The organism is Pseudoxanthomonas sp. Root630, from assembly GCF_001427585.1.
Lineage (GTDB): Bacteria > Pseudomonadota > Gammaproteobacteria > Xanthomonadales > Xanthomonadaceae > Pseudoxanthomonas_A.
The window spans coordinates 43,794-56,216 of sequence record NZ_LMGY01000017.1 but is presented as its reverse complement, the minus strand read 5'-3'; the positions used below and the strand labels follow the sequence as shown (position 1 = coordinate 56,216).

13 protein-coding genes and 1 tRNA gene are annotated in these 12,423 nt (G+C 68.2%); 8 read left to right on the top strand and 6 right to left on the bottom strand.

Annotated elements, in window-relative coordinates:
• Positions 1–87 precede the first annotated feature (87 nt).
• Genes ASD72_RS15035 through ASD72_RS15025 form a run of 3 tightly spaced genes read right to left on the bottom strand, consistent with a single transcriptional unit; the run spans position 88 to position 2,571 of the window.
• Positions 88–777: an HAD family phosphatase gene (locus tag ASD72_RS15035; protein ID WP_255357659.1), complete on the bottom strand. Its 690-nt coding sequence runs from the start codon at positions 775–777 to the stop codon at positions 88–90.
• Positions 774–1,481: a pseudouridine synthase gene (locus ASD72_RS15030; protein WP_056880775.1), complete on the bottom strand. Its 708-nt coding sequence runs from the start codon at positions 1,479–1,481 to the stop codon at positions 774–776. The genes ASD72_RS15035 and ASD72_RS15030 overlap by 4 nt, the downstream gene beginning before the upstream one ends.
• 4 nt (positions 1,482–1,485) lie before the next feature.
• On the bottom strand, positions 1,486–2,571 hold the full coding sequence (locus ASD72_RS15025) for a class I SAM-dependent methyltransferase (protein ID WP_155944675.1): 1,086 nt from the start codon (positions 2,569–2,571) through the stop codon (positions 1,486–1,488).
• A gap of 148 nt (positions 2,572–2,719) precedes the next feature.
• On the opposite strand from ASD72_RS15025, the gene ASD72_RS21670 reads away from it, so the two are divergent.
• The 5 genes from ASD72_RS21670 (at position 2,720) to ASD72_RS15000 (ending at position 6,970) form a co-directional block, all read left to right on the top strand.
• On the top strand, positions 2,720–2,842 hold the full coding sequence (locus tag ASD72_RS21670) for a hypothetical protein (protein ID WP_255357658.1): 123 nt from the start codon (positions 2,720–2,722) through the stop codon (positions 2,840–2,842).
• 430 nt (positions 2,843–3,272) lie between these two features.
• Positions 3,273–3,341: transfer RNA gene (locus ASD72_RS15020), tRNA-OTHER, on the top strand.
• A 427-nt stretch (positions 3,342–3,768) separates the two neighbouring features.
• Positions 3,769–4,887 (top strand): slipin family protein, encoded by a 1,119-nt coding sequence (locus ASD72_RS15010; protein ID WP_056881059.1) that lies wholly within the window; start codon positions 3,769–3,771, stop codon positions 4,885–4,887.
• A 60-nt stretch (positions 4,888–4,947) separates the two neighbouring features.
• Entirely contained in the window at positions 4,948–5,703 is a 756-nt protein-coding gene (locus tag ASD72_RS15005) for a hypothetical protein (RefSeq protein ID WP_056880774.1), read from the top strand.
• A 49-nt stretch (positions 5,704–5,752) separates the two neighbouring features.
• The gene (locus ASD72_RS15000; protein ID WP_056880773.1) at positions 5,753–6,970 is read left to right on the top strand and encodes an RtcB family protein; all 1,218 of its coding nucleotides are present in this window, start codon (positions 5,753–5,755) and stop codon (positions 6,968–6,970) included.
• An 85-nt stretch (positions 6,971–7,055) separates the two neighbouring features.
• Here ASD72_RS15000 and ASD72_RS14995 read toward each other — a convergent pair whose 3' ends face one another.
• Together ASD72_RS14995 and ASD72_RS14990 are read right to left on the bottom strand one after the other, a co-directional pair.
• Complete coding sequence (locus ASD72_RS14995; RefSeq protein WP_056880772.1) at positions 7,056–9,557, bottom strand: FtsX-like permease family protein; 2,502 nt, start codon at positions 9,555–9,557, stop codon at positions 7,056–7,058.
• Positions 9,554–10,273, bottom strand: coding sequence for an ABC transporter ATP-binding protein (locus ASD72_RS14990; RefSeq protein WP_056881058.1), 720 nt, complete (start codon positions 10,271–10,273; stop codon positions 9,554–9,556). The genes ASD72_RS14995 and ASD72_RS14990 overlap by 4 nt, the downstream gene beginning before the upstream one ends.
• A gap of 88 nt (positions 10,274–10,361) precedes the next feature.
• Between ASD72_RS14990 and ASD72_RS14985 the strand changes: the two genes are divergently transcribed.
• The 3 genes from ASD72_RS14985 (at position 10,362) to ASD72_RS14975 (ending at position 11,754) form a co-directional block, all read left to right on the top strand.
• The gene (locus tag ASD72_RS14985) at positions 10,362–11,006 is read left to right on the top strand and encodes an arylesterase (RefSeq protein WP_081420368.1); all 645 of its coding nucleotides are present in this window, start codon (positions 10,362–10,364) and stop codon (positions 11,004–11,006) included.
• An 89-nt stretch (positions 11,007–11,095) separates the two neighbouring features.
• A complete protein-coding gene (locus ASD72_RS14980) occupies positions 11,096–11,410 on the top strand; it encodes an antibiotic biosynthesis monooxygenase (protein WP_056880771.1) in 315 nt (104 codons plus the stop codon).
• Positions 11,411–11,541: 131 nt separating this feature from the next.
• Positions 11,542–11,754 carry a hypothetical protein gene (locus tag ASD72_RS14975; protein WP_056880770.1) on the top strand — a complete coding sequence of 71 codons (213 nt, stop codon included), beginning with the start codon at positions 11,542–11,544 and terminating at the stop codon, positions 11,752–11,754.
• Between the two features lie 6 nt (positions 11,755–11,760).
• On the opposite strand, the gene ASD72_RS14970 is transcribed toward ASD72_RS14975, so the two are convergent.
• On the bottom strand, positions 11,761–12,417 hold the full coding sequence (locus ASD72_RS14970; RefSeq protein WP_056880769.1) for a DsbA family oxidoreductase: 657 nt from the start codon (positions 12,415–12,417) through the stop codon (positions 11,761–11,763).
• Between the last annotated feature and the right edge of the window lie 6 nt (positions 12,418–12,423).

Sequence of the window (12,423 nt, the reverse complement as noted above, 5' to 3'; positions counted from 1 at the left end):
GGGTGTTGCGGGGAGCGCCGTAGGTGGAGCACCTGGCGGTACCTAGGGGTTTCGCTGAACAGCTTCGCGACTTACGTCGCTCCCACATCAGACATCCGGCTGCGTCGCCAGCTTCTGCTCCAGCAATCGACGCGCATCATCCAGCGACGGCAGGATGGTGTGGCCGAGCGAGCGCACGGCGTCGTCGGGTTCCAGCAGGTCGGGGATCTGGATGGGGTGCATGCCCGCGGCCAGCGCGGCGCGCACGCCGGTTGGCGAATCCTCCAGCACCAGGCAGTGCGCGGGATCCACGCCCAGCGAGCGCGCCGCGAGCAGGTAGACATCGGGCGCGGGCTTGGGATGTTCGACATCGCTGCTGGTGCAGACGGCGTCGAAGCGCGACAGCAGGCCGGCCGCTTCCAGCTTGCGTAGCGCCAGGGGGCGCCGGGTGGAGGTGGCGACGGCATGCGGGATGCCACGGGCGTCGAGGAAATCCAGCATCGCCAGGATCCCGGGACGGTGCGGCACGCCGGCGGCGACGACCGCGTCGTACAGCACGTGCGAGCGCTGCAGGATCCGATCGCGCTCCGCTTCGCCGACCGCTTCGTCCAGCAGGTGACGGCAGACCGACTCACTGTGGCCCACCATCGACAGCCATAGCAGCTCGGGCAGGTGATGGCCGCGCTCGCGTGCCGCCTCGGCCAGGCACCCGATGATGGCGCGCTCGCTGTCCAGCATCAGCCCGTCCATGTCGAAGATCACCGCAGCCGGCACGAAGGGCAGCGAAGGATCGCTCACGCGCCGGCCTCGAAGAGATGGCGCAGATCATCTTCGTCGAGCACGCGCCACTGTCCGGGCGCAAGATCGTCCAGCGTCAGTCCGCCGATGCGGGTTCGATGCAGTGCTTCGACATGGTTGCCGACCGCGGCGAACATGCGGCGCACCTGGTGGTAGCGGCCTTCGGTGAGCGTCAGCTGCGCATGGCGCGGATCGACGGCGTGCAGGTGGGCCGGCGCAAGCGGCGTCTGCTCCGATTCCAGCATCAGCGTGCCGCTGGCGAAGAGCGCGCCTTCATCGCCGCGCAGATCCTGCGCCAGCGTGGCGTCGTAGACCTTGGGCAGGTTGGCCTTGGGCGAAATGATCCGGTGCAGCAGGCCCCCGTCGTCGGTCAGCAGCAGCAGGCCACTCGTCTCGCGGTCCAGTCGTCCCACCGTGGACAGCACCGGCGAACGCTCGCGGAAACGGGGCGGGAACAGGTCGTAGACGATACGGCCGGTGTCCTTGGTGGAGCAGGTGTAGCCCACCGGCTTGTGCAGCAGCAGCGTCAGGCCGGGCGCGGGATCGAGCGGCTCGCCGTCCACGCGGATGTTGTCGTGGTCCACCGGATCGTCGGCATACAACACCTCGCCGGCGGCGTCGGTGATGCGGCCTTCGCGGAACATCCACTGCACGTCCTTGCGGCTGCCATAGCCGAGGTTGGCGATGTGCTTGACGATCTTCATGCGCTCACCGCCTCGCCTTCACCGCAGCGATGACCTTGAAGCCGTCGCGTTCCCCGGCCACGCGCACGTCGCCGAAGCGCTCGTTCAAGGTCTGCTCGTACGGCAGGTGGCGGTTGGCCACCAGCCACAGGCGCCCGCCCGGCTTGAGCGCGGCGGCCGCGGCAGTGATGAAGCGCTGACCGATGTCCGGACGGTCCGCACGACTTTGCGTGTGGAACGGCGGATTGCTGACGATGAAGTCGTAGCGCTGCGGCAATCCCGCGGTGACGTCGTGCCAGTGGAAATCGAGCGCCGCGGACGCGCCGGCGTCCGCCAGGTTCGCCTTCGCCAACGACAATGCCCGCGCCTCGGCTTCGTACAGGTCCAGCGCGGTGATGGCGGGATTGCGCGCCAGCAGCGACAGCGACAGGAATCCCCATCCCGCGCCCAGGTCGGCGCCGTGTCCGGCGATGTCCGTCGGCAGGCATTCGACCAGCAGCGCAGAGGCCGGATCGATCCGGTTCCAGGCGAACACGCCAGGACGGCTGAGATAGCGGCCGTTCTCGATCCGGCGCGGCGCATCCAGCGAGGACCACTGCGCGAGCAGCGCGTCATCGACGCTGTCCGCGCGCTTGCGCGTCCAGAACGTGCGGCAATGGAACTTGGTCAGCGTGCCGGCCAGGCCCGCGAGCTGCTTCAGGTCGGTTTCGCCCGACTTGGCGCCCTCGTTGTTGGTCATCGCGGCGACCACGATCCCGTCGGGCGCCGCCAGCTGCACCGCGCGCGCAAGCAGTGCGCGCGCTTCTTCGCGCTGGCGCGGCGGCAACACCAGCACCAGGGCATAGCGCGCCGCATCGGCCGCCGCATCGGCGACGACGCGCAGACCGGCGCGTTCCAGCAGTTCGGCGTCCGGGCGGAAACTCTGCTCGCATACCAGCTGCGACAGCGGGAACTGGCGCAGCGCAGCGCCATCGCGCGCGCGCAGGAACAGCACCGGCCCGGACGGCCAGGCGAGCACGCCCTGCGCGAAGGGCAGCATCAAGGCATCAAGAGCGGGATCGGAGAAAGGAGAGGCCACGATGCGACGCGCAGGCAGGGAATGAGGCGCCATTCTAACGGCAGCCACTCGCGACCGATTCCATCGCCGCCGGTCGGGCCTCGAAAATAAAATGAAAAAAGTGTTGCGCATCGCAAACAAGCGGCGTATCGTGCGCGCCCGTCGGCCACGTGGCCGTTTTTTCAGCAATCGAATTCTTCCCATGAAGCCCGCCTATTCCTTCGACAGCAAGCCCGCCCTGCAGCCATCGCGCTGCGGCCTGGCGCTGCGTGCGAACGGCTGCGACCTGCGCGATATCGAACGCGCACGGCACCTGGACTTCTGACATCCGGCTGACTCCCTGGGAGATCGGCCACCCCGATCTCCCGAGGAACGCGAACGCCCTCGGGTCGCCATACCCGGGGGCGTTTTGTTTTCAGCGTTCGCGGAGGATGCGCATGCATCGAGGTTCGTTTCTTTCCACCACGGAAATTCCTTTCCGCCCTGGGGCATCCGGGTAGCGCGCGTGCGCGCCCCGATGTAGGGGCGCGGCTGCGACTGGCGCATGTGCGCTGCGTCGTGATGCCCCGACGCGGGCTGCATGTGGAGAGAACACCAGCAAGGGCGCGTCGCGCCCGAACGGATTGCCGGTTGGCGACAGCCGGCAATGGGGGATATCGATCGAACACGCTACAGCGGTACGGGCTAGCGTCCCGTCCGGTGCGCGCGGCGTTGCCGTGGCGTATGCCGAAGCGTGGAAGACGGTGTTCCTCGAGCGGACGGAAGCTCAGAGGCAGAGCAGCGGCGTATGCCGTTGGCCACCGGTTCGAATCCGGTTCGTCCACCCCTGGATAGCTCAGATGGGTAGAGCATCGGACTACTAATCCTACGGTCGCGGGTTCGATTCCCGCTCCAACACCAGACTGTAAATCTGGAACCAGGGACGCACGTCCCACCCAGGAAACGCCCCGTGCGGCGTGTCGTTCTTCTGCGATGGATTGCGGTTAGACGACGCACGCAGCGGGGTCGAAGCCGGCACCGCGCCCTCGACGCGGAGGCGCGCGGCGTTCGATGCGATCTTCGGATCGCCTCGTCGCTGCCATGCCTCCGCCGGCAGCGCCGGTTGTCCGCATCGCCTCCGTGCAAGGGCGTTTCCACCTTCTTCCGCTGATCGCGAATCGCGATGGGCACCCTTCGTCGCGGGATTCGATCCACCGCGACGATCCGTTGGATCCGGATCGAACCACCAGAGCCAACAAGGAGAACAACGCCATGTTCTGGACCAAGAGGGTCGTGATCGGTGACGGCGAGCGCGGCCTGGTGTATCGCAACCGTCGGTTCGAGCAACGGCTCGCACCCGGCGTGTACCGTTGGTTCGACCCGATGGGTCGGATCGAGGTGCGCACCTTCAACATCGCAGCACCGGAATACGCCGGCCACGACGTCGACGCGCTGATCGCGCGCCTGGGCGAGCGGCTGGGCGACACCTTCGTGCTCGCCGACATCGGCGTGGAGGAGGTGGGCCTGGTGCTGAAGAACGGCAAGCTGGAAGACGTGCTGCCGCCCGGCACGCGGCGCCTGTACTGGATCGGCCTGGTGAAGGTCGAGGTGCAGGCGGTGACGCTCGCCACGCCGGACGTGGACGCCGCCGTCGCGCGACGCCTGCGCCAGCTGGGTGCGTTGTCGAAGCTGGCCATGGTGGCCGATGTGCCGGCGGAGTTCGCCGGCCTGGTGTTCATCGACGGCAAGCTCGAGCGCACGCTCGCCCCGGGCAGCTACGCCTTCTGGAATTTCCAGAAGAACGTGGTCGTGGACATCGTCGACCTGCGCGTGCAGGCGATCGAGGTCTCGGGCCAGGAGCTTCTGACCCGCGACAAGGTCAGCCTGCGCGTGAACCTGGCCGCCAGCACCCGCGTCACCGACGTGGTGGCGGCGCGCACCAAGGTCGCGAAGGTCGGCGACTTCGTCTACCGCGAACTGCAGTACGGCCTGCGCAAGGCAGTCTCCGCCAAGACGCTGGACGAGCTGCTGGGCGACAAGGCCTCGCTGGACGCCGACATCTTCGCCTACGTGCGCGGCCAGATGGCCGGGCTCGGCGTCGAGGTGCTGGGCGTGGGTGTGAAGGACGTGATCCTGCCGGGCGAGATGAAGGAGATCCTCAACGGGGTGGTGCAGGCGGAGAAGACGGCGCAAGCCAACGTGATCCGCCGCCGCGAGGAGGCGAACGCCACGCGTTCCCTGCTCAACACCGCGAAGCTGATCGACGAGTCGCCGGTGCTGATGCGCCTGAAGGAGCTCGAGGCGCTGGAGAAGGTCACCGAGAAGATCGACAAGCTCACCGTGTTCGGCGGCCTGGATGGCGTGCTGAAGCAGCTGGTGACATTGAAGTAGCAAACCGTGGCGGCCGCATGGACGCGGCCGTCGCGGTCCACAAGGATGAAAGGACGACACATGCGCAACGACATGTTCAAGGTCATCGTGGAGCGGCCGCGACGCGGAGGAAGTTACGCCCGCGAGCGTGCGCCGCACGCCAAGGACGAGGGCGCGCCGATGCAGGAAAGCCTGCGCTGGCGCCACCGGCGCCGGAAATGGCTCAACGAGAATCTGCGACCGCTGGAACGCTACCTGGACGGACAGGTCGGCAAGCCCTGGGACAAGGTGTATTCGGAGATCTGTGCCGGCATCGATCGGCGAAGCACCGTGCAGCAGCACATCCACCAGCACCTGGCCGATTTCGTGGCGATGCGGCTGTCGATCATCGATGGCCGGTTGCACTGGCTCAAGGGCTGGGGACGACCGACGCCGTTGGCCGACCGCTGGGCACCGAAGCTCTACGTGGATCCCGCGACGGGACTGCTGCGCCGCAATCGCGAACGCGAGCGGCTTCGTCGGCAGGAACGGGTAACGTGGTCGATGCTGGAGCAGACGCCGGACCGCATCGACCTGGGGCCGCTGCATCAGCTGCACCGCCTGCAGGGCATCTGGTACGAGGTCGAGTTGGCCTTGATCCCGCCCGCCGGTCGTGGCCGAGGCGTCACCGACGTGGTGCGAAGCTGCACCGTCGTGGCCTACGGCCATCGCGGCGCAGGGCGGCACGTCGTCCAGGGCGACCGGGCGCTCTATGGCAACGACGAGGTCTACGCGCGCCACAAGCGACAGCTCGGCACACGCGAACTGCGCGTGCATCGACTCCACAACACGCAATGAAGAAGATCCGTCCGGGGCGCAGATGCTCGCGGACGAAAGGAAAAGGAACATGAGCACTACGTTTGAACTGCTGCACGCCGAGGGCAGCACCACGCCGATCAAGGGCTGGGTGCGCGGCGTGCCCCTGGACCAGGGCGCCCACGAGCAGCTGCGGAACATCGCGGCCGTCCCGTTCGTCGGCCCGTGGGTCGCGGTGATGCCCGACGTGCACCTGGGCAAGGGCGCGACGGTGGGCTCGGTGATCCCGACGCGCGGCGCCATCATCCCGGCGGCGGTCGGCGTGGATATCGGCTGCGGCATGGCCGCGGTGCGGACCACGCTGCGCGCGAAGGACCTGCCCGACAACCTGGCGCAACTGCGTTCGAGCATCGAGCGCAGCGTGCCGGTCGGCAACGGGCGCGGTGGCGAGCACTGGAAACTGCCGGACAGCATCCGCACGCGCATCACCCAGTCGGGACTGGAACCACGCCTGGAGGCGATCAAGCAGAAGCACCGCAAGATCCGTACCGACAAGCTGGACCGCCAGATCGGCACGCTGGGCGGCGGCAACCACTTCATCGAGATCTGCCTGGACGAGGCCGATGCGGTGTGGGTGATGCTGCACAGCGGTTCGCGCGGCACCGGCAACCTGATCGGCAACTACTTCATCGAGCGGGCGCGCGAGCAACTGGCGCACCGCGTGCTGGGCTTCCACCTGCCGGACAAGGACTTGGCCTTCTTCATGGAAGGCGAGCCCTTGTTCGACGACTACGTGGAAGCGGTCTCGTGGGCGCAGGACTACGCCCGCGAGAACCGTGAAGCGATGATGTCGCGTGTACTGGCGGAGATGCGCCACCGCCTGCCGAAGTTCCAGTTGGAGAAGATGGCGGTGAACTGCCACCACAACTACGTGAAGAAGGAAACGCACGGCGGCGTGGACCTGCTGGTGACCCGCAAGGGCGCGGTGAGCGCGCGCGCAGGCGAGCTGGGGATCATCCCCGGCAGCATGGGCGCGAAGAGCTTCATCGTGCGCGGCAAGGGCAATGCGGACAGCTTCCACAGCTGCAGCCACGGGGCCGGCCGCGTGTTGAGCCGTACCGCGGCGCGCCAGCAGATCACCCTGTCGCAGCACCGCGAGGCGACGGCGCACGTCGAATGCCGCAAGGATGCCGGCGTGATCGACGAATCGCCGGCCGCTTACAAGGACATCGACGCGGTGATGTCGGCGCAGAGCGATTTGGTGGAAGTCGTCCACACGCTGCGCCAGGTGGTGTGCATCAAGGGGTGAGCTTCGGCTCGCCCCTTTTTTTATGACCGCTCTTGTGGGAGTGGTGCCGGCATTGCCGGCACCACTCCCACACCAGCCATACGCTTCAGCCCTGCAACTCGCGCAGCGTCACCGACGGTGGCGCATCCAGCACCTTGCGCGTGGCGAACAGGCCCGCGCCCAGCGCCGCCAGCATGCCCAGGCCGCCGCCGATCGCAGCGAGCTGCCAGTTGGCCTTCCACGGCAGGTCGAACACCTGGGTGGCGACCACACCGGACAAGACCGAGGCCGCGATGGCGGCGACCAGACCCGCCAACAGACCGATGGCAGCGAACTCCGAGGCCTGTGCCAGCCGCAGCTGGCGCCGGCTGCCGCCGAGCACGCGCATCACCCCGCCTTCCAGCAGCCGCTCGTCCTGGCTGGCGCTCACCGCGGCCATCAGCACCAGCAGGCCGGCCGCGAGCGAGAACCAGAACACCACCTGCACCACCTGCGAGACCTGCTCGGCCGTGCTGCGCACCTGGTTGAGCACCGCCTCCACGTCGATCACCGAGAGGTTCGGGAACTGGCCCACCAGCTCGCGCGTGAAAGCGGCATCGCCGGTCGGCACGCTGACGGCGGTGATGTAGCTGGCGGAATAGCCATCGAGCGCGCCCGGCGACGCGATGACGAAGAAGTTGGGACGGAAGCTCTCCCAGTCCACGCTGCGCAGGCTGGTGACGCGGCCTTCGAAACGCTGGCCGGCGATGTCGAACGCCACCTGGTCACCGAGTTTCCATCCCAGCGCCTCGGCGAAGTCCTCTTCCACCGACAGTTCCGGCGAGGACGGCGTGCGGTCGGTCCAGAATTCACCGGCAGTCACCTTGTTGTCGTCGCGCAGCGTCGCGGCCATCGACAGGTTGAACTCGCGCTCGGCACGGCGCTGCGTGCGCTCGTCGGCGTCCTCGTAGTCGGCACCGCTGGTGGGCTTGCCATTGAGTTCGACCAGGCGGCCGCGGATCATCGGGTAGAGATCGACCGCCGACAGTCCGCGCGCCTGCATGAAGGTCTTCACCGGATCCACCTGGTCCGGCTGCACGTTGATGATGAAGCGGTTGGGCACATTGGCCGACAGCGCCAGCTGCCAGCGATCGAGCAGGTCGGTGCGCACGAAGGTCAGCAGCAGCAACGCCATCAGGCCGAGGCCCAGCGCGGATACCTGCGCGATCGACGTGCCCGCACGCCGGCTGACATTGGCCAGCCCGTAGCGCAGGCTGCCGCGCAGCCGCGAGCGCAGGCGCCGCACCAGCAGGATCAGCAGCCACGCCAGCAGGGCAAGCACGGCGAGCGTACCGACGATGCCGACCAGCATCGCGGTGCCGAGCGTCGGCGAGCCCGCCTTCCACCACAGCAGCGCGCCCAGGCCGACGAAGCCCGTCAGCGCGACCAGCCAGGCGCTGGGCTCCGTGCGGTCGAGGTCGCGACGCAGCACGCGCAGCGCCGGCACCCGCCGCAGCGCCAGCACCGGCGGCGCGCCGAACGCGAGCAGCACGATCATGCCCACGCCATACCCCTGCAACGCGGGCAACAGGCCCGCCGGCGGAATGTCGATCTTCAGCGATTGCTGCAGCCAGCTGCCGATGCCCCACTGCAGACCGAAGGCGATCAGCACGCCCACCGTGCACGCGGCCAGGCCCAGCAGCACCAGCTCGCCGACATGGATGCCCACCAGCGTGCGTTGCTGCGCGCCGAGGCAACGCATCACCGCGGTGCCGGAAAGGTGGCGTTCGCTATGGCGGCGCGCCGCCATCGCGACCGCGACGGCGGCGAGCACCACGGAGACCAGGGCCGCCAATCCCAGGAAGCGACTGGCGCGATCGAGCGCGGAACGCACTTCCGGGCGCGCGTCCTGGATGGTTTCCATCCGCTGGCCGCGCGCGAGCTGCGGCTTGACCTTCGCGGTGAACGTTTCGACCGCGCCGGCATCGCCAGCGACCACCAGGCGATAGCGCAGGCGGCTGCCCTCCTGGACGAGGCCGGTGGAAGGCAGGTCGGCGAGGTTGAGGAAGACTTTCGGCGCGACGTTGAAGTAGTCCAGCGCCGCATCGGGCTCCTGCGTCACCAGCGCGGCCAGGGTCAGCGTGCGCGTGCCGATGCCGATCGCATCGCCCGGTTTCGCTCCCAGCGTCTCGGCGCCGGCCTGGCTGATCCACACCGTGCCCGGGGCGGGAACGCCGACGGCATCGTGCTCCGCAGCACCGGCGCGTTCGACGATGCGGAAGCTGCCACGCAGTGGAAACCCTTCGCCCAGCGCACGCAGGTCGCCGAGCGACAGCGATTCGCCGGCGCGCACCATGCTCTGCATTTCCTGCGTCTCGGTCACGCGCAGGCCGGGTGCGTGCGCCAGCGCGCGCAACGCGGCCGTCGGCGGCGTATCGCCACGCACGACCACGTCGCCGCCCAGCAGGCGGTTCGCTTCGATGGCCAGCGCGCGCTCGGCGCGATCGGTGACGAAGCCCACCGAGGTCACCGCCACGACGGCCAGCACCAGCGCGGCGAACAGGATGCGGATGTCGCCCGCCACCAGGTCGCGGCGCAACTGGCGCCAGGCCAGCGCGAGCGTCCTCATGCGGCGTCGCCCTGCAGGCGCCCGGCATCCAGGCGCAGGAGGCGCTGGCAACGCTCGGCGAGATGGTCGTCGTGGGTGACCAGGATCAGCGTGGTGCCGGCATCCGCATTCAGCGCGAACAGCAGTTCGATGATCGCCTGGCCGGTGTGCGTGTCGAGGTTGCCGGTGGGCTCGTCGGCGAACAGCAGCGAGGGACGGGTGACGAACGCGCGCGCCAGCGCCACGCGCTGCTGTTCGCCGCCGGACAGCTGGCGCGGGTAATGGCCCAGTCGCTGGCCCAGCCCGACCTTTTCCAGGATCTGCCGCGCGGGCCCGTCCACGTCCGCATCGCCGCGCAGTTCCAGCGGCAGCATGACGTTCTCCAGCGCGGTCAGCGACGGCAGCAGCTGGAAGCTCTGGAACACGAAGCCGACCTTGTCGCCACGCACGCGCGCACGACCGTCCTCGTCCATGTCGGAGATGCGTTCGCCATCCAGGGTGACGGTGCCGGCGCTGGGAACATCCAACCCTGCCAGCAACGACAACAGCGTGCTCTTGCCCGAACCCGATGCGCCGACGATCGCCACCGTATCGCCGTGACCGATGCGGAAGCCGATGTCGTCGAGTATCGTCAGTTCGCCGCCGGGCAGCGGTACATGCTTGCCCAGCCCCTGCACGTCGAGGACGGCGCGTTCGGTGGTGCGGGCTTCAGTGTGCAGTCTGCTGGCGTCGGCCATGATCGTCTCGTCGGTCATTTCGTGAATCATCGGGAGCACGGATTAAATGTTTCTTAATTCAAGCAGGTATGGGGCCGAGCGCGCGGGCATGCAATGGGTCATGGGCGTGGCCCTGCTTCTGCTCGTCGCATTATTCGCACGGCCCGGCGCAGCGCAGAATGCGCAGGCCGCACCCGCGAAGGGCGCGCGCACCATCCTGGTGATGGGGGATTCGCTGTCCGCCGCCTACGGGCTGGCGCCGGCGCAGGGCTGGGTGGCCCTCACCGCCGATCGTGTCGGCAAGACCCGGCCGGGTTGGCGCGTCGTCAACGCCAGCATCAGCGGCGAAACCACCGCGGGCGGTGCCGCCCGCATCGCAAGCGAACTGCAGCGCCATCGTCCGGCGGTGGTCGTCATCGCACTGGGTGCGAACGACGGCTTGCGCGGGCTGCCGCTGGCGCAGACCCGCGCCAACCTGGCGAAGATGATCGCGGCCGCACAGGCGGGCAAGGCCAAGGTCCTGCTGGTGGGCATGCGCATGCCGCCCAACTACGGGCCGGACTACACGCGCGGGTTCGAGCAGAACTACAGCGCACTGGCGAAGCAGTACGGCACCGCCCTGCTGCCGTTCCTGCTCGAGCCCATCGCACTGGACCGCAATGCCTACCAGGCCGACAACCTGCACCCGGTCGCCAGCGCGCAACCCACGTTGCGCGACCATGTCTGGAAGGCCCTGGACCCGTTGCTGCGCTGACTTCGCCTCGCCTTCACGCCGGCGTCTTCACGCTGGCGCGTGACTTCCTACCCACGCCCGATGCGATGAATCCCGCCACACTTGGGCGCATGTACCAGCACATCTCGGACACCGCGAACGGCTACGGACTGGCCACCTTCGTGAAGGCGCGCGCGGGTCGTCGCGAAGCGCTGGTCGGGGTGCTGACCGACATCTCCCGCCTCGTACACCAGAGCGTCGGCTGTCTCGACTACACGATCAGTCGCGTGCCGGAGAACGAGGACGCCGTCTTCATCACCGAGTACTGGAGCGGCCGCAGCGAACACCGCGCCATGCTGGAACTGCCTGGCATGTTCGAGCTGCTGGACCGGTGTGCGGAACTGATCGAACGATTCGAACAGACGACGCTGGAACCCGTCGCCTGAGGGCGGAATCTTGGCCGCGGCGTAGGATTTTTCCTACGCGAATTCGCGGCGTCCGCCGAATGTGATACCTGACACCTTCACGCACAGTAGGCCCGCCGGTTCCCTGCCCGGCGCTGCTACTGGAGTACCCCATGCCCCGCCTGCTCTTCACCATCGCCGCCGCCGCCAGTGGCTGGCAGCTCTACGAGGGTCAGTACGGCCGCAACTGGTTCGACAACCTGGGCGACGCCCGGGAGAACGCGAAGCTGCTCGCCGCCACCCTGCACCAGCACCACGGCATCCCGACCGCCGTCGTCATCGAGATGCCGAGCAACGAGGCCATCCTGCTGGCCCGGCACGGCTGATCCCGCTTACGCCGCGAGCCCCGACAGCTGCCGCAGCGCCTGTTCGAACGTCTCCGGCGGCTGTCCGCCCTGGACCAGGTGGCGCCCGTTGAAGATCACCGACGGCACCGCCTGGATGCCATGCTGCTGATAGAACCGTTCGCGCTCCCGGACCTCCGCGGCGAACCTGTCCGTCTCAACGATGCGCCGCGCCTCGTCGGCATCCAACCCCGTGCTGCCGACGATCGCGACCAGCGTATCGCGGTCGGACACGTTGCGGCCCTCGCCGTGGTACGCCTGCAGCAGCGCGCGCTTCAATGCATGTTGCTGCGTGGTGCCCAGCTCACCCGCCCAGTACAGCAAGCGGTGCGCGTCGAAGGTGTTGTAGATGCGGTCGCGCTTCTGCAGATCGAAGTGGAACCCCAGGGCCTCGCCACGCTGGCGCAAGGCTTCGCCGTTCTGCGCCAGCTGCGCAGGCGACAAGCCGTACTTGCGGCCCAGATGGTCAGCGATCGATTCGCCCTCGGGCCCCATGTCCGGGTTCAGCTCGAACGGCTCGAAATGCAGTTCCACCTGCAGGCCGTCGCCGATGCGGGTAATCGCGGTTTCGAGCGCGGCCAGGCCGATGGCGCACCAGGGGCAGGCGACGTCGGAGACGAAATCGATCTTCACGGGCTTCGACATGCGGGC